This window comes from Kitasatospora sp. NPDC091335 (genome assembly GCF_044757205.1).
Classification (GTDB): Bacteria; Actinomycetota; Actinomycetes; order Streptomycetales; family Streptomycetaceae; genus Kitasatospora.
The window spans coordinates 1-22,335 of the sequence record NZ_JBIVUM010000008.1 but is presented as its reverse complement, the minus strand read 5'-3'; the positions used below and the strand labels follow the sequence as shown (position 1 = coordinate 22,335).

Here is a 22,335-nt window from a genome sequence, read left to right as displayed (position 1 = left end):
CCGGCTGCGTACGGTGATCAGGAGACGGCCTACGGAGACGGGGAAGGGGCGCGCGGCATGGCGGAAACGGAACGGGGCGCGGAGGCGGTGCTGACCACCGAGCGGCTGGTGGTGCGGCACTGGACCACGGCTGACCAGGCTCGCGCCTTCGACCTCTACTCCCCCTGGGAGGTGGCCCGCTGGCTCGGCCGGACACCGAAGGCCATGACCGATCCCGAGGAGGCCGGGGCCTTCATCGAGCGCTGCCGGAAGCGCTCCGCGGACCCCCGCTACGGCGCCTGGGCGATCGAGCGACGCGACACCGGCACGATCGCCGGAACGATCCTGCTGGTGCCACTGCCGTACGGGGACGGCGACGGGGACGGTGAGAGGGACGGCGAGATCGAGATCGGCTGGCACCTCCACCCCGACAGCTGGGGCCAGGGCATCGCCACCGAAGCCGCGCGGGCCGTCCTGGCCAAGGGCTTCGCGGACGGCCTGACGGAGATCCTGGCCGTGCTGAACCCCGACAACACCCGGTCGGCAGCGGTCTGCCGGCGCCTCGGGATGACCTGCACCGGGCTGACCGACCGGTGGTACGGCCGCCGGCTGACCGAGTACCGCATCGGCCGGGACGAGGTGGAGGCGCGGTGACGGCGGACGTGACGCTCAACCTCTGGCGGCAGCCGCTCGACGCGGTCCCGGCCGGGGTGTGGGACCGCACCGAGCTGACGGTGCTCATCCTCGCGGACACCGGAATCCGTGAACTTCCTCCCGGCATCGGCCGGTTGACGAGCCTGCGGACCCTCGACCTGGGGCACAACCGGCTCGCCGAACTGCCCGCCGAGCTCTTCGGTCTCACCGGGCTCGGCGACTTCCTCTACCTGCACGACAACGAGCTGACCGCCCTGCCCGAGGCGCTCGGGCGGCTCACCGCGCTGCGCTACCTCAACGTGGGCGAGAATCGGATCGGCGAACTTCCCGAGGCCATCGGATCGTTGACCTCGCTGGTCGAGCTGCGCGCGCAGCACAACCGGCTCACCGCCCTGCCGGATTCGATCGGCGGGCTCGGCGCGTCGCTGCGCGAACTGTGGCTGCGCGGAAACGAGTTGACCGGCCTGCCGGACTCCGTCGGACGGCTCGGCGAGCTGCGCGAGCTGGAGCTCAGGGAGAACGCCCTCACCGAACTCCCCGCCGCGCTCGCCGGGCTTCCCCGGCTGCGCCGCCTCGACCTTCGTGGCAACCGGATCGCGGAACTGCCCGACTGGCTGGCCGATCCGGGCACGCTGCCCGCGCTGGAGAAGCTGGACCTGCGGTGGAACGAGGTGCGTCCCTCCGCAGGGCTGCTGACGGCACTGGCCGCGCGCGGGTGCGTCACGCTGTTCTGAACCGGCCGCCGGTCCGTCGCCCTCCCGGGGGCCGCGCGCCGGGCCCCGGTCCGGAAAGGATCAACGCCTCCACCGCGGAACTGCTACCGTGGAACGCATGAAGCGCGCTGCACTCGCCACGACGACGCCGGAGAGAGTCCCGGCGCGCTGACTGCTGACCTAGTCCGAAGCCCCGGGGCGAGTGCCCCGGGGCTTCGCCGTTTCCCGGACCCACTCGCCCGCAGACCCGAGTGGAGACCGCCCTCATGCCCGACCAGCCCTCGAACGTCCGCCCGGCGCAGGACCGCCCGGTGAACGACTGCCCCGCTCCCGACCACGCCGCACAGGACAACCCCGCGCCCGACCACGCCGCGCCCGACCACCGCAGGCTCGGCCGCGAACTCGACCTCTTCGACACCGACCCGCTGATGGGCTCCGGCCTGCCGTACTGGCTCCCCGACGGCGCCGCGATCCGGCACTCCCTGGAGGAGTTCATCCGCGGCCGCGAGCGCCGGGCCGGCTACCGCCACGTCTACTCCCCGGTGCTCGGCAAGCGCGAGCTGTACGAGATCTCCGGCCACTGGGCGCACTACCGCGAGGACATGTTCCCGCCCATGGAGCTCGGCTCCGAGGAGATGGTGCTGCGCCCCAGCCTCTGTCCGCACCACGCGCTGATCTACCGCTCCCGCCCCCACAGCTACCGGGAACTACCCCTGAGGATGGCCGAGTTGGGCGGCATGTACCGCTCCGAGCTGTCCGGGGTGCTGGGCGGGCTGACCAGGGTCCGGGCGATCCAGCTGAACGACGCCCACGTGTTCTGCACCCCGGAGCAGGCGGCCGACGAGGCCGTCGCCGCCCTGGAGCTGATCCGCGAGGTGCACCGGGTGCTCGGCGTCGTACCCGTCCGCTACCGTCTCTCGCTGCCCGGCGCCGGCGGCAAGTACGTGGCCGACCCGGCTCTCTGGGAGCGCGCGGTCGCGCTGCTCACCGAGGTGCTGGAACGCTCCGGGGTGCCGTTCGAGGCGGCGGAGGGCGAGGCCGCGTTCTACGGTCCCAAGATCGACGTGCAGATCGCCGACGGCGCCGGGCGCGAGTTCACCCTCTCCACCGTGCAGATCGACTTCCACCAGCCGGAGCGGTTCAACCTGCACTACATCGGCGCGGACGGCGCCAGGCACCGCCCGGTGATGGTTCACCGCAGCGTGATCGGCAGCGTCGAGAGGGTGGTCGCCCACCTGATCGAGCTGTACGGCGGCGCGTTCCCGGCCTGGCTGGCGCCCGTCCAGGTGGTGCTGCTGCCGGTCTCCGACGCGGAAGTGCCGCAGGCCGAACGGTTCCGGCAGCGCTGCCTGGACCTCGGACTGCGTGCCGAGGTCGCCGGGCCCGAGCACGGCAGCCTCGGTGCCCGCGTCCGCGAGGCCAGGCTGGTGCCGTACCAGGCGGTGATCGGGGCCAGGGAGGCCGTGGACGACCGGGTCGCGCTGCGTCTGCGGGACGGCCGCCGGCTGGAGCCGCTGCCGGCCGAGGAGGCGTGGGCGCGGATCGGCGCGCTGGTGGCGGCGTGCGAGGCGGAGCTGTGGGCGGAGGCCGCCGGGCGCTGAACCGGTGGCGGCGCTCCCGCGCGGGGCGGGTCGCCACTGTACGGACGACCCGCTGCGGGGCCGGCCGCCGCGCCGGTGGCGTACGTACGACTAGTGCGGTGCGCGGAGTGTCGACCGGCCCGTGGGCGCCGGCCGCCCGTCGAATGGGCCGGGCGGCCGAGTCCGCGGCCGCGGCTGTCCCCACCCGTACGGAGGTACCCCGATGCGCATCCCACGCGGCCTCGCCGCTCCCGCTCTGGCCGGCTGTCTCGCCCTCGCCGGGGCGGTGACCGTCACCCCGGCGGCCTCGGCCTCCGCCGCCGAGCTCCGTCCGCTGCCCGTCCCCGCCGTCCAGTACTGCGCCGCCGTGCTCGGGCACGTCCCGGGGGCCGACGCCGCCTCGCAGACCCTCGGGCGGGCCTGTTCCCCGGACTTCGGGGCCGCCGTGCTTGCCCGGGGCGAGGGCGGGTTCGGCGCCTTCGGGCCCTCGTCTCCGGAGGGGTGGCCGGGCGGGCGTCCCGTGCTGCTCGCCTGACGGCGCGCGGCGCACACGGCACGAGCCCGTGCGGCGCGCGCCGGTCAGTAGGACTGGAGCTCGACCAGGTGGCCGTCCGGGTCGCGCAGATGGGCGCTGCGCAGATTGGGGCCCCACTCCGGGCGGTCGGCCGCCGGTGCCGCCAGGGTGCCGCCGTGGCGCAGGCAGAGGCCGAGGGCGGCGTCCACGTCGTCCACCCGGAAGACCAGCATCGCGGTGTCCTGCGCGGGTGCGGCGGGGCGGACGGGCAGCCCGGTGGTGCCGAGGGTGGCGGCCATCGCCGAGCGGTCGTAGAGGACCAGGAGGGTCTGGTCGGCGACGTCCCAGTTGGCGTACGGGCCTTCGGGAGTGCCCTTGACCAGGGCGGCGCCGGTGAGCGGCGGGATTATCGCGCGGTAGAAGCCGAAGCACTCGGCGAAGCGGGTGACGAGCAGACGGGGGTACAGGGCGTCCACGGGCGAACTCCTGGCAGGGGGGCGGGTCTTCGGCCGGTTTCGAATTGATGGGTCGAAACCCACTATAGGGAAAGTCCCTAGACTGCCGCCATGGCCTCCGAGAACCCGCACCCCGCAGACGGACTCCCGCCGACCCTGCTGGACCTCAGCACCTACCTGCTCTCCCGGGTCGGCAGGACGGCGCGCGGCCGGCTCGCCGAACGACTGGCCGAACGCGGCCTGCGGCTCTGGGACATGGCGGTGCTGGCCGCGCTCGCCGACTTCGGCCCGCAGGCCCAGCGGGACCTGGTGCGGCGCCTCGCCATCGACCCGAGCGACCTGGCCAAGGTCGCCGACCGGCTCGCCGCCGCCGGGTACGTCGAACGGGCCAGGGACCGGGCCGACCGGCGGCGGGTCTCGGTCTCCGTCACCGACGACGGACGGGCGCTGCTGGCCGAACTGGACGCGCTGGCGCGGGCGGTGCAGGACGAGGTGCTCGCGCCGCTGGACGCGGGGCAGCGGCAGGCGCTTCAGGAACTGCTGATGCTGGTGCACCACGGGACGGGGGAGCGGCGCGGCGGCGTGTGACGGGAGGGGCCGACGCGGGCGGCGGGTCAGGTCGCGGGCGGGCCCGGGCGGCGGGCACCGGCGAACTCGCCCGCCCAGCGCGGGATGTCGAGCACGTTCTCGACCCGGGCGACCAGCGTGCCGGTGCGCTCGGCGTGGATCATCGCGCCCTCGCCGGCGTAGACGCCGACGTGGTGCAGGGGTGCGTCGGGGCGGGAGAAGAACAGCAGGTCGCCCGGGGCGAGCGCGTCGCGCTCCACGGGGGCGCTGAGGTTGAACTGGGCGACGGTGTAGTGCCCGAGCTCGACGGTGCCGTGGCTGGCTCGGTACCAGCAGTAGAGCGACAGGCCGCTGCAGTCGAAGCCGACCGTCTTCTCGCCCATGCACACGCCGTTCAGCCAGCCGTTCTCCTCGTCGCAGAAGCCGAGGCCCGCACCCAGCCGGTCCCCGCCGCCCCAGGCGTACGGCACGCCGATCTGGCTCGCGGCCACCTCGGCGGCCCGGCGGCCCAGTGCGGCGGCCGGCAGCACCCGGGCCGTCCCGGTGCCGGGCGAGGGGTCGGAGGCCGCCTGGGCGGCGGAGCCGAGTGCCGGGACGAGGCCCGCCCCGAGCGCGAGGCCGAGCATGCGGCGCCGGCGGACTCCGGAGGACTGGTCGGGGCCGTGCGGTCGGGATTCCATGGCGGTGCCTCCAGATGGCGGTGGCGGTGCGGCGGCGGTGCGGGCGGTGGTGCGTGGATCCGCACCAGGATTCCGCGCCGGCGGGCGGGTCCGCCATCACCCGCAACGGTGAATCGTGAATCCAGGAACCTTGAAACGGAGGGGAGTTCGCCGGTAAATGGTTTGACGGTCGTTCAGGAGAGGCCAACGATGGGCGCGAACGTTCGGCCGGGACCGTCGGAGGAGACCACATGAGCAGCGCCGTCAAGCTGATCCGTAGCACGCGCCTGACCAAGGCGGTGGACTACGCCTACGCGGCCGAGGTCGACGCCCCCGCCCGCTCGCTCTGGCTGGCCGGCGCCTGCCCGCTCGACGAGGAGGGCAGGACGGTCGCGGTCGGCGACCACGAGGCCCAGGCCCACCAGGTGATGCGGAACCTGATAGCCGTGCTGGAGGACAGCGGGGCGGCCCTCACCGACATCGCCAGGACCACCGTCTACGTGGCCTCCGGTGACCAGGCGGACCTGGTGAAGGTGTGGAACGTCTACCGCTCCTACATGGGGGAGCACGACGCCCCGAGCACCCTGCTCGGCGTCTCGGTGCTCGGGTACCACGACCAGTTGGTGGAGGTGGAGGCCGTGGCCGTGCTGCCCGAGCGGGTCTGACCGGACGGGCTGCCCGTCCCCGGCTCCGTCCCCGGCCGTCCCTGGCCGACCTCGGTCCTCCCGGTGCCGTCCTGCGCGGCCGGCGGTCCGGCCGCGCAGGACGACGAGGGTTCAGCCCTCCGCCACCTCGTGCGCGAGGCGGGCGCCGGCGCGGAACAGCCACGTCCCGGCGTGTTCCCGGGCGGAGGCCGGGTCGCCCGCGAGCGCGCTGAGGGTCAGGGCCCGGTCGTCGGCCGACTCGCCCGCGACGATCCTGGCGGGGACACCGGCACGGGCGGCACGGGCGAGGACCTCGCCGACCGCCTTGCCTCGCAGGCTGGTCGCGTCGTACCGGCCCTCACCGGTGATCACCAGCTGCGCCGTGTCGATGTCCCGGTCGAGGCGGAGGAGTTCGGCGACGGCGGCGGCGCCGGGGCGGATGACGGCGCCCCACGCGGCCGCGAGGCCGTAGGCGGTGCCGCCCGCCGCCCCGGTGCCGGGCAGGGCCGGGTCCGCGCCGAGGAGCGCGGCGAGCCGGGAGAGGCCCCGGTCGAGCAGGGCGACCTCGTCCGGGCCCGCGCCCTTCTGCGGGCCGTAGACGGCGGCGGCGCCGTCCGGGCCGAGCAGCGGATCGGTGACGTCGGTGAGGAGCACCACGCCCTCGGGCGGTGCCGGGCGCAGGGCCGTCGCGTCGACCCGGTGGGCCCGTACCAGCGCCCCGCCGCCGTCGGGGAGTTCCCGGCCCTGTACGTCGGTCAGCCGCAGGCCGAGCGCCGCGAGCAGACCGGCGCCGCCGTCGGTGGAGGCGGAGCCGCCGAGGGCGACCGCCAGCCGGCGGGCCCCCGCGTCGAGGGCCGCCGCGACCGTCTCGCCGGTGCCCCGCGTGGTCGCGGTGAGCGGTGCGGGGCGCGACATCAGGGGCAGTCCGCCGGCGACGGCGAGTTCCACCAGCGCGGTGCCGTCGGGCAGGAGGGCGTACCGCCCGGTGACCGGCCGCCCGTCGGGGCCGGTGCAGCCGGGGACGTCGTGCTCGGTGGTGCCGGGCAGGGCGGCCGCGACGGCGGCGATGGTGCCCTCGCCGCCGTCGGCCATCGGACGCTCGATCAGCTCGTCGTCCGGCCGCACCGAGCGCCAGCCGTCGGCCAGCGCCCGGGCGGCGTCCGTCGCCGTGACCGTCCCCTTGAAGGAGTCCGGCGCGAGGACGACCCTCATGCGCTCTCCACGTGGGCCCGGTGGCGCTCGACCACCGTCGCGAGGGTCCGCGCCCCGGGGGCGTCCCAGATCTCCTGGTTGAAGATCTCGGTCTCGATCCAGCCGGTGTAGCCGGCGGCCGTGACCATCTCCGTCAGCGCCCCGAAGTCGATGCACCCGTCTCCCACGTGGCCCCGGCCGAGCAGGACGTCGGCGGGCAGCGGCAGCGTCCAGTCGCAGACCTGGTAGGAGGCGATCCGGGCGCCCGCGCGGGCGATCTGCGCGGCGAGGTCCGGATCCCACCACACGTGGTAGCTGTCGACGACGACGCCGACCTGCCCGACGGGGTGGGGCTCGGCCAGGTCGAGGGCCTGGCCGAGGGTGGAGACCACGGCCCGGTCGGCGCAGAACATCGGGTGCAGCGGTTCGATCGCCAGCCGCACGCCCAGGTCACCGGCGTACGGGGCGAGCTCGGCCAGCCGGTCGGCGACCCGCTCCCGCGCCCCGGCCAGGTCGCGGCTGCCCTCGGGGACGCCGCCGACGACCATCACCAGGGTGTCGGTGCCCAGTTCGGCCGCGTCCTCCAGCGCGCGGAGGTTGTCGGCGAGCGCCGCCCGGTGGGCGTCCGGGCCCTCGGCGGTGAGGAATCCGCCCCGGCACAGGCTGCTGACGGCCAGTCCCGCCTCGCGGACCAGCTTGGCCGCGACCCCGACGCCGACCTCCTCGACCTTGTCGCGCCAGAGCCCGATCGCGGGGACGCCGGCCTCCGCGCAGCCGCGCACCGCCTCCGGCAGGCTCCAGCCCTTGGTGGTGATCTGGTTCAGCGAGATCCGGTTCACGCCTCCACCCCCGCCACCGCGAGGAACTGCCGCATCCGGTGCGCCGCCAGCTCCGGGTCCGGCAGCACCCCGGCGGCGTCCGCCAGCCGGAACAGCTCCACCAGGTGGACGACGGAACGGCCGCTCTGTGCCCCGCCGACCATGGTGAAGTGGCTCTGGTGGCCGGCCAGCCAGGCGAGGAAGACGACGCCCGTCTTGTAGTGGTACGTCGGCGCCGCGAACAGGTGGCGGGCCAGCGGGAGGGTGGGGGCGAGCAGCGCGTCGTACCGGTCGGTGTCCCCGGCGTCCAGGGCGTGCAGCGCGGCGGCGGCGCGGGTGGCGATCGGGTCGAAGACGCCCAGCAGCGCGTGGCTGTGGCCGAGCGCGTCGCCGCGGATGAGCTCCGGGTAGTTGAAGTCGTCGCCGGTGTAGAGCCGGACGCCCTCGGGCAGGGCGCGGCGCAGGGCGACCTCCCGGTCGGCGTCGAGCAGGGATACCTTGATGCCGTCGATGCCGGCGCGGTGCTCCCGGATCAGCGCGAGCACCGTCGCGGTGGCCGCGTCCAGGTCGGCGGAGCCCCAGTAGCCGGACAGCGCCGGGTCGAACATCTCGCCGAGCCAGTGCAGGACCACCGGCCGGCCGGCCTGGGCGATCAGCCGGCCGTAGACCCGGAGGTAGTCCTCGGGCCCGCGGGCCTGCGCGGCGAGTGCGCGGCTGGCCATCAGGACGGGCTGCGCACCGGCCTCCTCGACCACCGCGAGCTGCTCCTCGTAGGCGGCCGTGATCCCGGCGAGGTCCGTGGCCGGGCCGGTGAGCTGGTCCGTGCCGACGCCGCAGGCGAGGAGACCGCCGACGGCGCGGGCCTCCGCGCCGGAGCGGACGATCAGCTCCCGGGTGGCGGCCCAGTCCAGGCCCATGCCGCGCTGGGCGGTGTCCATGGCGTCGGCGACGCCGAGGCCGAGGGACCACAGGTAGCGGCGGAAGGCGAGGGTGGCGTCCCAGTCGACGGCCGCCGGGGCGCCGGGGGCGTTGCCGCCGAGCGGGTCGGCGACGACGTGCGCGGCGGCGAAGGCCGTCCGGCTCCTGGGCGGGTGCGCCGGGATCTCCAGCGGCTCGGGGGCGGCCAGCCGGTGCCGGCCGTGGCCGGGAAGGTTCAGCTCGGTCATCGGATCTCCAGCTCGGGGACGTCCAGACGGCGGCCCTCGCGGGCGGAGCGCAGGCCGAGTTCGGCCAGCTGGACGCCCTTGGCGCCCTCCAGCAGGTCCCAGGTGTACGGGGAGCCGGTGACGACGTGCCGCAGGAAGAGCTCCCACTGCGCCTTGAAGCCGTTGTCGAACTCGCCGTTGTCCGGGACCTGCTGCCACTGCTCGCGGAACCGCTCGGTGGCCGGCAGGTCCGGGTTCCACACGGGCTTCGGGGTGGTGGCCCGGTGCTGGATCCGGCAGTTGCGCAGCCCGGCGACCGCGCTGCCCTCGGTGCCGTCGACCTGGAACTCCACCAGCTCGTCCCGGTCGACCCGGACGGCCCAGGAGGAGTTGATCTGGGCGGTGATCCCGCCCTCCAGCTCGAAGACGCCGTAGGCGGCGTCGTCGGCGGTCGCCGGGTAGCCGCGGCCCTGCTCGTCGACCCGCTCGGGGATGTGGGTGGCGCTGTGCGCGTACACCGAGCGGACGGGCGCGATGATCTGGTCCAGCACGTACCGCCAGTGCGGGAACATGTCGAGGATCATGCCGCCGCCGTCCTGCGCGCGGTAGTTCCAGGAGGGGCGCTGCGCGTCCTGCCAGTCGCCCTCGAACACCCAGTAGCCGAACTCGCCGCGCACCGACAGGATGCGGCCGAAGAAGCCGCCGTCCACCAGCCGCTTGAGCTTGAGCAGGCCGGGCAGGAAGAGCTTGTCCTGCACCGCGCCGTTGCACACCCCGGCCTCGCGGGCCAGCCGGGCCAGTTCGAGCGCGGCGTCGAGGGACTCGGCGGTGGGCTTCTCGGTGTAGACGTGCTTGCCGGCCGCGATGGCGGTGCGCAGGGCCTGCTCGCGGGCCGGGGTGACCTGGGCGTCGAAGTAGATCTCGGCGAGCGGGTGGGCCAGCGCCTCGTCCAGCGAGGTCGTCCAGTGGGTCAGCCCGTGGCGGTCCGCCAGGTCCTGGAGCTTGCGGGCGTCGCGGCCGACCAGGATCGGCTCGGGCCACAGCGTGTCGCCGCCCTCCAGGGGGAGTCCGCCCTGCTCGCGGATGGCCAGGATCGAGCGCACCAGGTGCTGGCGGTAGCCCATTCGTCCGGTGACGCCGTTCATCACGACGCCGATCACTCTCTGAGTCATGCGTGGTCCTCCGGGTCCGGTGCGGTCAGTGGGAAAGCAGTGGGAAAGCGCTTTCCGAGAGGTTAGGGAGATATGCTGCGCACGTCAACGCAGGTGCCGGGGAAAGCGGGGAATCGGTCGATGGGTGTCACCCTCAGTGAGGTCGCCCGTCACGCCGGGGTCTCGCTCGCGACGGCCTCCCGCGCCCTCAACGGCTCGGCCCGGACGGTCGGCGAGGCGCTGGCCGCGAAGGTCAGGGCGAGTGCCGACGCCCTCGGGTACCTGCCGAACGCCCCCGCCCAGGCGCTCGCCCGCGCCGCCACGGCCAACGTCGGCGTGCTGCTGCACGACGTGGCCGACCCGTACTTCGCGGCCATCGCCCGCGGTGTCTCCGACGCCGCCGGGCAGGCCGGGCTGCTCCCGCTGGTGATCAACACGGACGGGGAGCCGGAGACGCAGGTACGGGGCATCCGGATGCTGCACGGTCAGCGCGTGCGGGCCATCGTCCTGGCCGGGTCCGCCCACACCGACCCGGCCGCCGTCCTCGCCGTCGACGCGGCGCTCGCCGACTACCGGGCGGACGGCGGGCTGATCGCGACCATCACCGACCACGGCCCCGCCTACGACGCCGTCCTGCCGGACAACCGCGGGGGCGCGGCCGACCTGACCCGGGCCCTGCTGGGCCTGGGGCACCGCGAGTTCGCCGTGATCACCGGGCCGGAGCGGCTGCGCGTCCCGATGGACCGGCTCGCCGGGGTGCGCGAGGCGCTCGCCGAGGCGGGCATCGAACCGGCCGAAGGGGCCGTCCAGCACGTGGAGTTCACCCGCGACGGGGGGCGCGAGGCGGTGCGGCGGCTACTCGACCGCCCGCAGGACGAGTGGCCGACCGCCGTGCTGGCGCTGTCCGACGTCTGCGCGGTCGGCGTGCTCGGCGAACTCCGGGTGCGGGGGATCGACGTGCCCGGCGTGATGTCGGTGGCCGGCTTCGACGACATCCCGTTCGCCGCCGACGTGGCACCGGCGCTTTCGACGGTGCGGATGCCGCTGGAACGGCTCGGCGCGGGAGCCGTCACCCTGGCGCTGGAGTCCGGCGGGGGCGGTGGACGGCCGGTCCGGCTGGCCCTGCCGACCCGGGTCGTGTTGCGGGGGAGTACCGCGGCGCCGGCCCCGCGGACCCGGTGAACGGGGGAGCACAGGCCGGCGGTGCGGTGGTGCCGGACGTCCGGTGAACCGGCGGTCCGTGGTTCGGCGGTCCGTCCGTCCGGCGGTGCGGCGGGGTTTCCGCAGGCCGGGAACGCGGGAGGACCTGACCGGATGATCGGGTGACCGGTACGGTGGTTCTGATCGACTCAGCACATCTGTGTTCGTTCGATCGTATTTCGATTGAACGATGTAGATTGATCAGTTGCCGTGCGGCACCGGGCACGCAGGAGGGAAGCCATGACCATCACGGCAGAGGAACGTCGGTCCCGGATCCTGGAGGTCGTCCGTGACCTCAGGACGGTTCGGGTGGTGGACCTCGCCACCCGGATGGGCCTCTCGGCCGTCACCGTCCGCCGCGACGTGGCGGCGCTCGCCGACGACGGGCTGCTGCACCGCTCGCACGGCTCCGTCTCGCTGCCGCGTGCCAAGTCCGCCGCGGCCGGGGGCACCGACCGGGTCCTGGGCATGCTCGTCCCCACCGTCGGTTCGTACTTCGACGAGGTGATCGGCGGTGCCCGCGCGGCCGCCGCGGCCGCCGGTGCGCGCCTGGTGCTCGCGATCGCCCCGTACGAGTCCGACAACGACCGCGCCCAGGTCGGACAGCTGCTCGACTCGGGGGTGGACGGTCTGCTCCTGACCCCCAACTGGCGCCCGGCCGGCGGCGAGGACGGCCCGTGGACCGGTGGGCTCCCGGTGCCCGCCGTGCTCGTCGAGCGCCGCCCGCCCGCCGACGGCGAGGGCGCGCTGCTGGACTCCGTCGGCTCGGACCACCGGCACGGCGTGCTGCTCGCCCTGCGCCACCTGGTCTCGCTGGGGCACGGCTCGGTGCTGCTGGCCGCCCGCGAGGACACCTGGACGGCGCACCGGGTCCGGACCGGCTACGCCGAGGGGACGGCGCTGCTCGGGCTGGAACCGCAGCCGGTGATCGACATCCGCCGCCCCGGCGTCGACTCCGAGGCCGTCGCCGAGCGGATCGCCGAGGCCGCAGCCCGGGGCGTGCGGGCCGTCCTGGTCCACAACGACCAGGATGCCATCCAGCTTCCGCCGCTGCTGCGGGCGCGGGGCCTCCAGGTGCCGGACGACGTGGCGCTGATCGCGTACGACGACGTGTTCGCGGCCCTCGCCGCGCCGCCGCTGACGGCCGTCGCCCCGCCGAAGCGGGCCGTGGGCGCGGCCGCCGTGGAGCTGCTGCTGCGCCGTCTGGACCGCGGCGGCTCGCTGCCCGTGCACCGTCTCGAACTGCTGCCCTCGCTGGAGATCCGCACCTCGTGCGGGGGCGCGGGCGAGGCCGGCTGAGGCACGGGCGGACGGCGCCCAGGGGCGTCAGGCCCGCCCGCGCCCCTGAGCAGTCCGCCCCGCCCCGGCCTCAGGCCGCGAGCCGGGCGAGGTAGGCCGCGCCGGGGCCCAGCAGCCCGGGCAGCGGGGCGGCGGCGGGGTGCCAGGGCGCCTCGTACTCCCAGGACACCCAGCAGTCCGCCGGCAGGGCGCGTACGCACGCGGCGATCGGCAGCACGCCCGCCCCGAGCGCGAGCGGCGTGAGGTCGTCCTCGCCCGCGATGTCCTTGACCTGGACGTAGCCGAGGTGGGGCGCGAGCGCGGCCAGGGTCTCCGCCGGGCGCTCGCCGGCCAGGTGGGTGTGCATCAGGTCCCACAGCGCGCCGACGGCCGGATCGCCGACGAGGCCGAGCACGCGCGCCACGTCCCGCCCCGAGCGGTGCGAGTCGTGGGTCTCCAACAGGATGCGGACGCCGAGCGAGCGGGCGGTGCCGGCCGCCGCGGCCAGCCGCCGTGCGGCCCGCCGGTCGGCGGCGCCCGTCGCGGACTCCGCGCCGTGCGGGAAGACGCGCAGGTGGCGCGCCCCGAGGTCGGCGGCCAGCCGCAGGTGGTCGGTCAGGGCGGCGACCAGCCGGTCGTCGTCGCCGGGCGCGGCGACCCCGAGATAGGAAGCGACGGCGAGCGGGGTGATCCCGTGGGTGGCGAACTCCCTTCGGGCGCTGCGCAGTTCGCCGGCCGTCATGGCGGGGTGCACCGGTTCGCCGGGCGCGCACCGCAGTTCGAGTCCCTGCCAGTGGTGCTCGGCCGCCAGCCGGAGCACCTCGGCGAGCGGGAGGCCCGGCAGGCCGAGGGTGGAGAGGGCGGGTCGCATGCTGGTCAGTCCTCCCGGTGGACGGTGACGGAGCCGGTGGCGAGCAGGGCGGTGTGCCGCCCGCCGTCCGGCCAGCGGACGTGGAGGCGGTGGCCCTCGGGCACCCGCTCGGTCCGGACCTCGACGGCCGTGAGGGGCGGGTGCGCCTGGCCCCGGGCGAGCCGCGCGGTGCTGACGAACAGCGTGGCCGTGCCGGTGGTCCGCCCGGTGACGCGGGGCACCGCGCCGACGGCGCCGAACGCGGTGCCCGCGGGCAGCGGGTCGGTGGCGGCCGTGCTGAAGCCGTCCGCGCGGCGCAGCAGCGAGACGAGCCGCCCGCCGTCGGGACCGGTGGCGGTGGCGGTGGCGAGCGGTCCGGCCACGGAGGTCTCGACGCGGTCGCTCGCCACCGCCCACCCGCTGTGCCGGACCTCGGTTCCGGGTTCGGCCCCGGTGACCAGGTGGGCGCGCACCTCCTCGGCCCCGGCGGCGAGGACGAGCGAGGTCACGACGACCCCGGGGAGTTCCGCGCCGCCCGTCCGGGGCCGGTGTTCGGAGGCGGCCCAGCCGTCGCCGGCGCCGAGCGGCCGGATCGGGCCGCGCTCGGTGAGCGCGCCGCCGACCACCAGCCCGAGGTGGTTGTCCGGCGGACCGTCCAGCACCGGCCCGGTCGCGGTGGAGTGGGCGAGGCGTGCGTAGAGCGGGTCGTCGGGCAGCACCTCGTCCGCGGGCTGGTCGTCGCTGCCGTGGTTGTGCAGCCGGACGAGGCCGTCGGCGGCGGTGGACTGGATCAGCCAGCCGGGGCGGGGGAGCGGTCGGACGGCGTCGCCGAGTTCGGCGGGCCCGGGCTCCTCGGTGGCCGTCCACACCGGGTGGTCCGGCGGGAGCAGCAGCCCGAGGAACCCCTTGCTCGCCCAGTACGGCGAGGCGGGGCCCGAGTACGGCTGCACCATCGGCGGGTACGGCCCGTGCCAGCCGGAGGTGAGCAGGCCCTCGGCGTCGAGCGCGCCGCGGTCGAGGAAGTACCGCAGGGCACCGGAGGCGAGGCGGCGGGTGGTGCCCGCGGCCAGCGGGGTGTGCCCGGACAGCGCCCCGGCCCACAGCGGGGCCGCGGCGGCGAAGCGGTAGGTGAGCGAGCGGCCCTGGTGGACGGGGGCGCCGTCGGCGCCGAAGGTGTGCGCGCAGGCGTCGAGGTGGGCGGCGAGCCGGCCGCCGTACAGGTCGAGCAGCCGCCGGTCGCCGCCCAGGTGGGCGTGGAGGACGGGGTAGAGGTGGAAGGCCCAGCCGTTGTAGTGGTCGAAGGCGCGCGGGCGCCCGTCGGTGTACCAGCCGTCGCCCCGGTACCAGGACTCGATCCTCGCGAGGCCGCGCTCCACGGCCTGCTCCGCGGCCGCGTCGTCGATGCCCGCCTCGGAGAGGAAGCCGCCGACGGTCAGCGGGAAGAGCCACCAGTTGTTGTCCACCGGGGCCCGGTGGAGGGCGCCGGCCAGCCAGGCGCCGGCCCGTTCGCGCACGTCGTGGTCCAGCCGGTCCCAGAGCCAGGGGCGGGTGATCCGCAGGCCCAGAGCGATCGAGGCGGCCTCGACCATGGCCTGGCCCCGGTCGGTGATCACCGGCCAGGAGGCGGGGTCGGCGTCGGTGAGGGCGCGTTCGGCGGTCGGGCGGCGGGTGCCGGCGGCGAGCCCCTCCGCGTAGGCGGGGAGCAGTCCGTGGGGGTCGTCGCCGCCGGCGCCCGCGACGCGGAAGGCGGCCAGCAGGAAGGTCCTGGCGTACCCCTCCAGTCCGTCCGAGCGGGGGCCCGACCAGCTGGGGCGGTCGCCCGGCAGCCCGATCAGCGCGTGTCCGGGGCCCGCGTGGTGGCGGACGGCGGCCAGCAGGCCGTCGGCGGCGGCCTCCCAGTGGGCCCTGGTCCAGCCGGTGAAGGGGCTGAGCCTGCGGTCTTCGGGCGGTAGCTCGATCGGGGGCATGCGGGGCTCCTCGGCCGGGTCGGGTGGACCGGATCCGGGAACAACCCCAGATCGATCGTCCATCGTATTGATCAAATGATCCACGCGGACGGGGGTGAACATCACGGAAAGGGTGCATTCCCGTAAAGAAGCCTGAACGTTGCCGGGCATGTCAGATCGAAGAGGATCATTTGATCAGAAAGGCTTGACTTCGATCGGAGCGCGGTCCCAGGATGGCCACACCCCTCGCACCCCTCCGACAGGAGACGAGCCATGCCCACCACCCCCACCCCGGTCCGCAGAGCCCCCCGTCTGGCCGCGGCCCTCGTCGCGTCCGCCCTCTGCGTGACGTCCCTCGCGGCCTGCGGCAGCGGTTCGTCGAGCGGTTCGTCGAGCGGTGGCTCCGACGACGGCAAGCCCACCACCCTCACCTTCTGGGGCTGGGCCAAGGGCACCAAGGAGGTCGTGGCCGCCTTCAACGCCTCCCACCCGGACATCCAGGTGACGTACGAGGAGATCCCCGCCGGGGTCGCCGGCGGCTACGCGAAGATCTCCAACGCGGTCAAGGCGGGCAACGCGCCCGACGTGTTCAACGTCGAGTACTCGCAGCTGCCGGACTTCGTCAGCCAGGGGGCCGTCCAGGACCTCGGCAAGTTCGTCACGGACGACGTCAAGTCCAAGTACCTGAACCAGGCCCTGGACCTGACCACCCTCGGCGGCAGCACCTGGGCCCTGCCGCTGGACGCCTCCCCGCAGGCCTTCTACTACCGCAAGGACCTCCTCGACCAGGCCGGCGTCACCGCGCCGAAGACCTGGGACGAGTTCCGCACCGCCGCCCAGAAGCTGAAGGAGGCCAAGCCGGACGCCCGGATCGCCACCTTCTTCCCCGACGACCCGACCACCTTCGAGGCCATGGCCTGGCAGGCCGACGCCCACTGGTTCAAGAGCTCGGGCGACTCCTGGAAGGTCGACGCCACCGGCGCGGAGACCAAGAAGGTCAGCGACTACTGGCAGCAGCTGATCAACGACGACCTCGTCCGGGTCATGCCGTCCTTCAGCCAGCAGTGGACGGCCTCCCTCCAGAAGGGCGAGACGGCCGGCTACCTCGGCGCCTCCTGGGGCGGCGGAGTGCTCAAGGGCACCGTCCCCGACGCCTCCGGCAAGTGGGCCGTCGCCCCCGTCCCCACCTGGGACGGCACCCCCGCCAGCGGCATGGTCGGCGGCACCACCTTCGCGGTCTCCAAGAACAGCAAGAAGGCCAAGGCCGCGGTGGAGTTCGCCACCTGGGCCACCACCACGCCCGAGGGCTTCAGCGCCCGCATCGCCTCCGGCACCTCCTCCGCCTACCCGGCCGCGCCGGCCCTGGTGCCCGTCGCCCAGGGCGCGTTCAAGACGGACTTCTACGGCGGCCAGGACGTCTACGCGATCTACGCCGACGCCGCCAAGTCCATCAAGCCCGGCTGGCAGTGGGGCCCGGCCATGGGCGCCACCAACACCTCCCTCAAGGACGCCTTCGGCAAGCTCACCCAGGGCGGCACCGTCCAGTCCTCCGTGGACGCCGCGCAGCAGGCCACCGTCGCCGAGCTGAAGAACCGCGGAATCAAGGTCGCCCAGTGACCACCGCTCCAACCGACCGCGCCGCCCGTACCGCGCCCGCCCGCCCCACCCGCGGGCGGCGCCGGTACGGACGGTACGGCGCGCCCGCCCTGCTCCTCGCGCCGTTCCTGATCCTCTTCACCGCCTGCACCCTCGTCCCGATCGGGTACGCCGTCCACCTCAGCCTCTACACGGAGCACCGCTCCGGCCTCGGCTTCGGCGGCATCGAGACGGTCTTCACCGGCCTCGGCAACTACACCCGCGCCCTCGGCGACCAGGCCTTCCGCGAGGGCTTCTGGACCACGGCGCTGTACTGCCTGCTGTACATCCCGCTGATGGTCGGCCTGTCCCTGACGTTCGCGCTGCTCCTGGACTCCACGCTGGCCCGCGCCCGGCGCTTCTTCCAACTCGCGCTGTTCCTGCCGCACGCGGTGCCCGGCATCATCGCCGCCCTGATCTGGATGTACCTGTACACCCCCGGCATCAGCCCGGTCATCGAGGCGCTGAACTCCGTCGGGAGCAGCCCCGACCTGCTGGGCAACCCACTGCCCGCGGTGGTCAACATCGCGCTCTGGGAGTGGGTCGGCTACAACACCGTCATCTTCTACGCCGCGCTCCAGGCCGTCCCGCGCGAGGTGCTGGAGGCCGCCGTCGTGGACGGCGCCGGCCCGCTGCGCACCGTCCTCAGCATCAAGATCCCGCTGATCCGCGCCTCGATCGTGATGGTCGGCCTGTTCACCGTGATCGGCTCCCTCCAGCTGTTCACCGAACCGATGATCCTGCACGGCGCCTCACCCGGCGTCGTCAGCACCTGGACTCCCAACATGTACGCCTACACCGCCGCCTTCGACCGCGGCGACTACGGCCTCGCCGCCGCCTCCTCGGTGCTGCTCGCCATCACCGCGGCCGTCCTGTCCTTCCTCGTCACCTGGGCGACCCGCACCCGCCCCGCCCGCCGCACGGAGGACCCGGCATGACCACCCTCGCCCCCGAACGCGACACCCCCGAACGCGACACCCGCAGGCGCCCGCGCGCGCCCAAGGCCGGCCGCGGCCGCGCCCCGCGCACGCCCTGGACGCTCTCCAAGGCCGCCGTCAACGGCGCCCTCGTGCTGGCCGCCGCCTACACGCTGCTGCCGCTCGGCTGGCTGCTCACCGCCGCCGCCAAGAACACCGGCGACCTCCTCGGCGGCCACGGCCTCACCCCGTCCAACTGGCACCTCGGCGACAACCTGCACGCCCTCGCCACCACCGGCGACGGCATCTACTTCCGCTGGTACCTCAACTCGCTGCTCTACGCGGGCATCGGGGCCGTGCTCTGCGCCCTCGTCTGCGTCTGCGCCGGCTACGCCTTCCACGTGTACGAGTTCCGGGGCAAGGAGAAGCTGTTCGGGCTGGTCCTGCTCGGCGTGCTGGTGCCGACCACGGCCCTGGCCCTGCCGATGTACCTGCTCGCCTCCGAACTCGGCCTCGCCAACACCTTCTGGGCGGTCTTCCTGCCCTCCCTGGTGAACCCCTTCGGGGTCTACCTCTCCCGGGTGTTCTGCGCCGGCTACATCCCCGGCGAGGTGCTGGAGGCCGCCCGCACGGACGGCGCGAGCGAGCTGCGCACCTTCTGGTCGATCGGGCTCAGGATGGTCATGCCCGGCTTCGTCACGGTGTTCCTCTTCCAGTTCACCGCGATCTGGAACAACTTCTTCCTGCCATTGGTGATGCTCTCCGACAACCGGCTCTTCCCGGTCAGCCTCGGCCTCTACTCGTGGAACACCCAGACCCACGCCTTCCCCGAGTTCTACCCGCTGGTCGTCACCGGGTCGCTGCTGGCCGTCGTGCCGCTGGTCGTCGCGTTCGTCGGCCTCCAGCGCCACTGGAAGGCCGGCCTGACCGCGGGAAGCGTCAAGTGACCCACCAGACAGCAGACTCCACGACCGCGCCGGAGAACCACGTGTCCAACCCGCCGAACCCGACCGCCGCGCACGGGAGTTCACCCGCCTCGCCGCGACGGCGCCCGCGCGCCCTGCTGGCCATGACCCCGGACCTCGTCGGCCGCCTGGTCGACGACGAGACCATGGACCGGCTCACCACCCTCGCCGAGCTCGATCCCGTGTTCGTCGTCGACGACTTCACCTCCCCCGAGGCGGCCGCCGTGCTCGCCGAGACCGAGGTGATCGTCAGCAGCTGGGGCTGCCCGCCGCTCGACGAGGCCGTCCTCGCCGCCGCACCCCGGCTGCGCGCCGTCGTCCACGCCGCCGGATCGGTCAAGCACCACGTCACCGCGGCCTGCTGGGAGCGCGGCATCCAGGTCTCCTCGGCGGCCTGGGCCAACGCCCTGCCCGTCGCCGAGTACACCGTCGCCAACGTGCTGTTCGCCAACAAGCAGGTGCTCAGGCTCAGCGCCGACTACCGTGCCAGGCGGGCCCCGCACGACTGGCAGGCCGCCTACCCCGCGGCCGGCAACTACCGGCGTACCACGGGCATCGTCGGCGCCTCCCGGATCGGCCGCCGCGTCCTCGAACTGCTCCGCCCCTTCGACCTGGAGCTGCTGCTCCACGACCCGTACGTGGACGAGGCCGAGGCCGCCGCGCTGGGCGCCCGCTCGGTGACGCTCGACGAACTGTGCGAGCGCAGCGACGTGGTGAGCGTGCACGCGCCCGAACTGCCCGGCACCCGGCACATGATCGACCGCCGCAGGCTCGCCCTGATGCGCGACGGGACGACGCTGGTGAACACCTCCCGTGGGTCGCTGATCGACCAGGACGCCCTGGTCGAGGAGCTGGTCACGGGCCGCCTCGGCGCCGTTCTGGACGTCACCGTCCCGGAGGTGCTGCCCGCCGACTCGCCCCTGTACGACCTGCCCAACGTGCTGCTCACCCCGCACGTGGCCGGCTCGCTCGGCGGTGAGCTGTGGCGGATGGCGGCCGCGGCGGCGGACGAGCTGGCCCGCTACGCGGACGGCAGCCCCTTCGCCCACCCGGTGCTGCGCGGCGACCTGGACCGTACCGCCTGACCGGGGGAGAGCCCCGGTCCGGCGGTGCGCCGAGGGCCGCAGGAGTCACCCGACTCCTGCGGCCCTCGGGCGTTTCGCGGTGGAATCCCCACTTTTTTGCTCCCGGTTCCGGGCCAGGCTCCGGACAGCGGTCGGCGGCCGTGCTCCCCGGAGGGGGCACGGCCGCCGGTGTGCGGGCTCCCGCGGGCTCCCGCGAGTTCCCGCGGGCTCAGTACTCGGAGCTGGGGGCGGCGGCGAGCGGCCCGAGGTCGGGCCGGTCGCGGAGCTCGATCTCCTCGCCGTGGCCGTCCAGTTCGAGCAGGACGAGCTCGTTGACGCCCGCCCGCCACAGCGGAGCCGGGGCGTAGAGGGTCTGCTGAGGACCCTGGGCGGAGTAGCGGCCGAGCAGGAAGCCGTTCAGCCAGAGGAGCCCGCGGGTCCAGCCGGGCAGGGCGACGAAGGCGTCGGCGGGCTCGGTGAGCGAGGCCTCGAAGCGGTGGAAGGCCGGGTCCGCGGCGCCCGCCGGGTCCGGGTCCTCGTAGCGCAGGTGCCCCGGGTCGGAGAGCGGCAGGGGACGGATCTCCCAGTCGAACAGCCGCTGGTGCCCGTGCGAGACGCCGCGGGTGATGCCCTTGCGGTCGTCCAGCAGGGGGCCGTAGTTCACCCGGCCGAGCGCCTCGACCAGGATGTCCAGCACGACGCCCTCGGGGCCGACCTCCAGCGGCAGGGTCTCCGCCGGGGCGTCGCGGTGCAGGACGCCGAGCGGCCGGCCGTCCGCGAACACGTGGGCGCGGTCGCCGATGCCGTCGATGCGCAGCGGCATGGACGGCCGCGGGCCGGAGATCCGGGTGCGGTAGTGGATGAGGCCGAGGGACTGGCCGACCTTCTCCATCGGCTCGGGCACCGGGCTGCGCACCGGCTCGGACAGGGCGTCGAGGTTCGCCAGGAGCCGGGCCGAGGCGGCGCGGCGCCGGACCCGCTGGGGGGCGACGCGGGGGGCGGGCTCGGGCAGCTCGCCCTCGGGCAGGGGCAGGTACTTGCCGATGACGGCGCGGAAGGCGTGGAACTTCTCGGTGAGTTCGCCGGCCTCGCCGATCGGCGCGTCGTAGTCGTAGCTGGTGACGGTCGGCTGGAACCCGGCGTCGGACGGGAGGGTGCCGGTGTGGTTGGCGCCGGCCCAGAAGCCGAAGTTGGTGCCGCCGTGGGCCATGTAGAGGTTGACGGAGCCCCCGGTGGCGAGGAGGTCGTCCAGCGCCTGGGCGGACTCCGCGGCGTCGCGCACGTGGTGCGGCTCGCCCCAGTGGTCGAACCAGCCGATCCAGAACTCCATCGCCGTCATCGGGCCCTCGGGCTGGTAGCGACGCAGCACCTCGAAGCGCTCGGCGGGCCGGGAGCCGAACGTCGCGGTGGCCAGGTGGCCGGGAACGCCGCCGCCCTGCTGCATCGCGTCCTCCGCCCCGTCCGCCGTGAACAGCAGGCAGTCGACGCCGCGGGCGAGCAGACCGTCGCGCAGGTGGCAGAGGTAGGCGGCGTCGTTGCCGTAGCTGCCGTACTCGTTCTCGATCTGCACCGCCACCACGGGGCCGCCCCGGCCGGCCAGGAGCGGCAGGATCTCGGGCACGACGGCGTCGAACCAGCCGTCCACCTCGGCCAGGTAGGCCGGGTCGGCGCAGCGCAGCCGCATCCCGTCGGCGGCGAGCAGCCGGGCGGGCAGGCCGCCGAACTCCCACTCCGCGCAGATGTAGGGGCCGGGCCGCAGGATGACATCGAGGCCCACCTCTCCCGCGGTGCGACAGAAGCGGCCGAGGTCGCGCCAGCCGGTGAAGTCGAAGGCGCCGGTCGGCAGTTCGTGGAAGTTCCACGGGATGTACGTGTCGACGGTGTTGGCACCCATCGCGCGCAGCCGGCGCAGGCGGTCCTCCCAGAGGTCGGGATGGACGCGGAAGTAGTGCAGGGCACCGGAGACTACGCGGTGCGGCACCCCGTCACGGAGGTACCCGGTTTCGTCGTGGTCGAGCATCAGGGGCCAGCTTTCGGAGGGCTTCGGGGAGGGTGCGGCCGTCGGACGGCCAGTCCCGCCGGCCGGTGGCCTGGGGCGCGGCACGCTGCGGGAGGGGAGGCAGGAGGCCTGCCATGGTGATCGAGCCTACCCAGTCCGAGGCCGCTTGGAAAGCGCTTTCCGTGAAGGGTGGCCGGTTGTGCGCGACGGGTGGTGGGGGTGGTCGGGGATGCGCCGTCCGGCACGGCGAGTGCGCCCTGCCGGACCGGGTCCGGCAGGGCGCACTCGCGGCGATCGGGGCCGGTCAGGAACCGGCTAGGAGCTGTCCGGCCGATCATGTGCGGAGCCAGATGACGAGGGCGGCTGCGGTGACGGTGCCGAGGTAGACGTAGCCGCGTTTGTCGTAACGGG

Annotated in this window: 21 protein-coding genes; 12 read left to right on the top strand and 9 right to left on the bottom strand. The window is 74.4% G+C overall.

All coding sequences use genetic code 11. The features are described from left to right. Positions 1 to 57 precede the first annotated feature (57 nt). The 4 genes from ACIQOW_RS18490 (at position 58) to ACIQOW_RS18475 (ending at position 3,461) form a co-directional block, all read left to right on the top strand. Positions 58 to 633 (top strand): GNAT family N-acetyltransferase, encoded by a 576-nt coding sequence (locus ACIQOW_RS18490; protein WP_401085967.1) that lies wholly within the window; start codon positions 58 to 60, stop codon positions 631 to 633. Next, entirely contained in the window at positions 630 to 1,367 is a 738-nt protein-coding gene (locus ACIQOW_RS18485; RefSeq protein WP_401085965.1) for a leucine-rich repeat domain-containing protein, read from the top strand. The genes ACIQOW_RS18490 and ACIQOW_RS18485 overlap by 4 nt, the downstream gene beginning before the upstream one ends. A 245-nt stretch (positions 1,368 to 1,612) precedes the next feature. Further along, complete coding sequence (thrS, locus tag ACIQOW_RS18480) at positions 1,613 to 2,947, top strand: threonine--tRNA ligase (protein WP_401085962.1); 1,335 nt, start codon at positions 1,613 to 1,615, stop codon at positions 2,945 to 2,947. A 202-nt stretch (positions 2,948 to 3,149) separates the two neighbouring features. Beyond that, positions 3,150 to 3,461 (top strand): hypothetical protein, encoded by a 312-nt coding sequence (locus tag ACIQOW_RS18475; protein ID WP_401085960.1) that lies wholly within the window; start codon positions 3,150 to 3,152, stop codon positions 3,459 to 3,461. Between the two features lie 44 nt (positions 3,462 to 3,505). On the opposite strand, the gene ACIQOW_RS18470 is transcribed toward ACIQOW_RS18475, so the two are convergent. Beyond that, positions 3,506 to 3,916 carry a VOC family protein gene (locus tag ACIQOW_RS18470; protein ID WP_401085957.1) on the bottom strand — a complete coding sequence of 137 codons (411 nt, stop codon included), beginning with the start codon at positions 3,914 to 3,916 and terminating at the stop codon, positions 3,506 to 3,508. Positions 3,917 to 4,006: 90 nt separating this feature from the next. On the opposite strand from ACIQOW_RS18470, the gene ACIQOW_RS18465 reads away from it, so the two are divergent. Continuing rightward, a complete protein-coding gene (locus tag ACIQOW_RS18465; protein ID WP_401085954.1) occupies positions 4,007 to 4,483 on the top strand; it encodes a MarR family winged helix-turn-helix transcriptional regulator in 477 nt (158 codons plus the stop codon). A gap of 26 nt (positions 4,484 to 4,509) precedes the next feature. Here ACIQOW_RS18465 and ACIQOW_RS18460 read toward each other — a convergent pair whose 3' ends face one another. Further along, positions 4,510 to 5,142 (bottom strand): C40 family peptidase, encoded by a 633-nt coding sequence (locus ACIQOW_RS18460; protein ID WP_401085951.1) that lies wholly within the window; start codon positions 5,140 to 5,142, stop codon positions 4,510 to 4,512. A 230-nt stretch (positions 5,143 to 5,372) separates the two neighbouring features. On the opposite strand from ACIQOW_RS18460, the gene ACIQOW_RS18455 reads away from it, so the two are divergent. Beyond that, positions 5,373 to 5,786 (top strand): RidA family protein, encoded by a 414-nt coding sequence (locus tag ACIQOW_RS18455; RefSeq protein WP_401085948.1) that lies wholly within the window; start codon positions 5,373 to 5,375, stop codon positions 5,784 to 5,786. Between the two features lie 111 nt (positions 5,787 to 5,897). On the opposite strand, the gene ACIQOW_RS18450 is transcribed toward ACIQOW_RS18455, so the two are convergent. The 4 genes from ACIQOW_RS18450 to ACIQOW_RS18435 are packed head-to-tail and all read right to left on the bottom strand — an operon-like array spanning position 5,898 to position 10,091. Next, complete coding sequence (locus ACIQOW_RS18450) at positions 5,898 to 6,977, bottom strand: glycerate kinase (protein ID WP_401085945.1); 1,080 nt, start codon at positions 6,975 to 6,977, stop codon at positions 5,898 to 5,900. After that, on the bottom strand, positions 6,974 to 7,795 hold the full coding sequence (locus tag ACIQOW_RS18445; protein ID WP_188301275.1) for a sugar phosphate isomerase/epimerase: 822 nt from the start codon (positions 7,793 to 7,795) through the stop codon (positions 6,974 to 6,976). The genes ACIQOW_RS18450 and ACIQOW_RS18445 overlap by 4 nt, the downstream gene beginning before the upstream one ends. Beyond that, complete coding sequence (locus ACIQOW_RS18440; RefSeq protein WP_401085942.1) at positions 7,792 to 8,940, bottom strand: dihydrodipicolinate synthase family protein; 1,149 nt, start codon at positions 8,938 to 8,940, stop codon at positions 7,792 to 7,794. Before ACIQOW_RS18440 ends, ACIQOW_RS18445 begins: the two co-directional genes overlap by 4 nt. Beyond that, positions 8,937 to 10,091 carry a Gfo/Idh/MocA family protein gene (locus tag ACIQOW_RS18435; RefSeq protein ID WP_401085939.1) on the bottom strand — a complete coding sequence of 385 codons (1,155 nt, stop codon included), beginning with the start codon at positions 10,089 to 10,091 and terminating at the stop codon, positions 8,937 to 8,939. The genes ACIQOW_RS18440 and ACIQOW_RS18435 overlap by 4 nt, the downstream gene beginning before the upstream one ends. A 120-nt stretch (positions 10,092 to 10,211) precedes the next feature. Between ACIQOW_RS18435 and ACIQOW_RS18430 the strand changes: the two genes are divergently transcribed. Beyond that, the gene (locus tag ACIQOW_RS18430) at positions 10,212 to 11,252 is read left to right on the top strand and encodes a LacI family DNA-binding transcriptional regulator (protein ID WP_401085936.1); all 1,041 of its coding nucleotides are present in this window, start codon (positions 10,212 to 10,214) and stop codon (positions 11,250 to 11,252) included. A 258-nt stretch (positions 11,253 to 11,510) separates the two neighbouring features. Further along, positions 11,511 to 12,569 carry a substrate-binding domain-containing protein gene (locus ACIQOW_RS18425; protein ID WP_401085933.1) on the top strand — a complete coding sequence of 353 codons (1,059 nt, stop codon included), beginning with the start codon at positions 11,511 to 11,513 and terminating at the stop codon, positions 12,567 to 12,569. Between the two features lie 70 nt (positions 12,570 to 12,639). Here ACIQOW_RS18425 and ACIQOW_RS18420 read toward each other — a convergent pair whose 3' ends face one another. Next, a complete protein-coding gene (locus ACIQOW_RS18420; RefSeq protein WP_401085931.1) occupies positions 12,640 to 13,419 on the bottom strand; it encodes a sugar phosphate isomerase/epimerase family protein in 780 nt (259 codons plus the stop codon). A gap of 5 nt (positions 13,420 to 13,424) precedes the next feature. After that, positions 13,425 to 15,365 carry a DUF2264 domain-containing protein gene (locus ACIQOW_RS18415; protein WP_401085926.1) on the bottom strand — a complete coding sequence of 647 codons (1,941 nt, stop codon included), beginning with the start codon at positions 15,363 to 15,365 and terminating at the stop codon, positions 13,425 to 13,427. A gap of 252 nt (positions 15,366 to 15,617) precedes the next feature. Between ACIQOW_RS18415 and ACIQOW_RS18410 the strand changes: the two genes are divergently transcribed. The 4 genes from ACIQOW_RS18410 to ACIQOW_RS18395 all read left to right on the top strand — a co-directional run bounded on the left by ACIQOW_RS18410 (position 15,618) and on the right by ACIQOW_RS18395 (position 19,946). After that, the gene (locus tag ACIQOW_RS18410) at positions 15,618 to 16,961 is read left to right on the top strand and encodes a sugar ABC transporter substrate-binding protein (protein ID WP_188301890.1); all 1,344 of its coding nucleotides are present in this window, start codon (positions 15,618 to 15,620) and stop codon (positions 16,959 to 16,961) included. Beyond that, positions 16,958 to 17,917 carry a carbohydrate ABC transporter permease gene (locus tag ACIQOW_RS18405; protein WP_401085922.1) on the top strand — a complete coding sequence of 320 codons (960 nt, stop codon included), beginning with the start codon at positions 16,958 to 16,960 and terminating at the stop codon, positions 17,915 to 17,917. Before ACIQOW_RS18410 ends, ACIQOW_RS18405 begins: the two co-directional genes overlap by 4 nt. Next, positions 17,914 to 18,843 carry a carbohydrate ABC transporter permease gene (locus ACIQOW_RS18400; protein WP_401085919.1) on the top strand — a complete coding sequence of 310 codons (930 nt, stop codon included), beginning with the start codon at positions 17,914 to 17,916 and terminating at the stop codon, positions 18,841 to 18,843. Before ACIQOW_RS18405 ends, ACIQOW_RS18400 begins: the two co-directional genes overlap by 4 nt. Before the next feature lie 122 nt (positions 18,844 to 18,965). After that, positions 18,966 to 19,946, top strand: coding sequence for a hydroxyacid dehydrogenase (locus ACIQOW_RS18395; RefSeq protein WP_188301900.1), 981 nt, complete (start codon positions 18,966 to 18,968; stop codon positions 19,944 to 19,946). A 208-nt stretch (positions 19,947 to 20,154) separates the two neighbouring features. Here ACIQOW_RS18395 and ACIQOW_RS18390 read toward each other — a convergent pair whose 3' ends face one another. Continuing rightward, positions 20,155 to 21,945: a beta-galactosidase family protein gene (locus tag ACIQOW_RS18390; protein WP_401085916.1), complete on the bottom strand. Its 1,791-nt coding sequence runs from the start codon at positions 21,943 to 21,945 to the stop codon at positions 20,155 to 20,157. Positions 21,946 to 22,335: the final 390 nt, after the last annotated feature.

Bases quoted from the DNA above. Each gene is read 5' to 3' on its own strand.
- ACIQOW_RS18460 (WP_401085951.1), bottom strand. From the start codon at position 5,142: ATGGAATCCCGACCGCACGGCCCCGACCAGTCCTCCGGAGTCCGCCGG.
- ACIQOW_RS18440 (WP_401085942.1), bottom strand. From the start codon at position 8,940: ATGACCGAGCTGAACCTTCCCGGCCACGGCCGGCACCGGCTGGCCGCC.
- ACIQOW_RS18430 (WP_401085936.1), top strand. From the start codon at position 10,212: ATGGGTGTCACCCTCAGTGAGGTCGCCCGTCACGCCGGGGTCTCGCTC.
- ACIQOW_RS18465 (WP_401085954.1), top strand. From the start codon at position 4,007: ATGGCCTCCGAGAACCCGCACCCCGCAGACGGACTCCCGCCGACCCTG.
- ACIQOW_RS18450 (WP_401085945.1), bottom strand. From the start codon at position 6,977: ATGAGGGTCGTCCTCGCGCCGGACTCCTTCAAGGGGACGGTCACGGCG.
- ACIQOW_RS18455 (WP_401085948.1), top strand. From the start codon at position 5,373: ATGAGCAGCGCCGTCAAGCTGATCCGTAGCACGCGCCTGACCAAGGCG.
- ACIQOW_RS18390 (WP_401085916.1), bottom strand. From the start codon at position 21,945: ATGCTCGACCACGACGAAACCGGGTACCTCCGTGACGGGGTGCCGCAC.
- ACIQOW_RS18425 (WP_401085933.1), top strand. From the start codon at position 11,511: ATGACCATCACGGCAGAGGAACGTCGGTCCCGGATCCTGGAGGTCGTC.
- ACIQOW_RS18435 (WP_401085939.1), bottom strand. From the start codon at position 10,091: ATGACTCAGAGAGTGATCGGCGTCGTGATGAACGGCGTCACCGGACGA.
- thrS (WP_401085962.1), top strand. From the start codon at position 1,613: ATGCCCGACCAGCCCTCGAACGTCCGCCCGGCGCAGGACCGCCCGGTG.
- ACIQOW_RS18395 (WP_188301900.1), top strand. From the start codon at position 18,966: ATGACCCCGGACCTCGTCGGCCGCCTGGTCGACGACGAGACCATGGAC.
- ACIQOW_RS18420 (WP_401085931.1), bottom strand. From the start codon at position 13,419: ATGCGACCCGCCCTCTCCACCCTCGGCCTGCCGGGCCTCCCGCTCGCC.
- ACIQOW_RS18415 (WP_401085926.1), bottom strand. From the start codon at position 15,365: ATGCCCCCGATCGAGCTACCGCCCGAAGACCGCAGGCTCAGCCCCTTC.
- ACIQOW_RS18475 (WP_401085960.1), top strand. From the start codon at position 3,150: ATGCGCATCCCACGCGGCCTCGCCGCTCCCGCTCTGGCCGGCTGTCTC.
- ACIQOW_RS18410 (WP_188301890.1), top strand. From the start codon at position 15,618: ATGCCCACCACCCCCACCCCGGTCCGCAGAGCCCCCCGTCTGGCCGCG.
- ACIQOW_RS18490 (WP_401085967.1), top strand. From the start codon at position 58: ATGGCGGAAACGGAACGGGGCGCGGAGGCGGTGCTGACCACCGAGCGG.
- ACIQOW_RS18400 (WP_401085919.1), top strand. From the start codon at position 17,914: ATGACCACCCTCGCCCCCGAACGCGACACCCCCGAACGCGACACCCGC.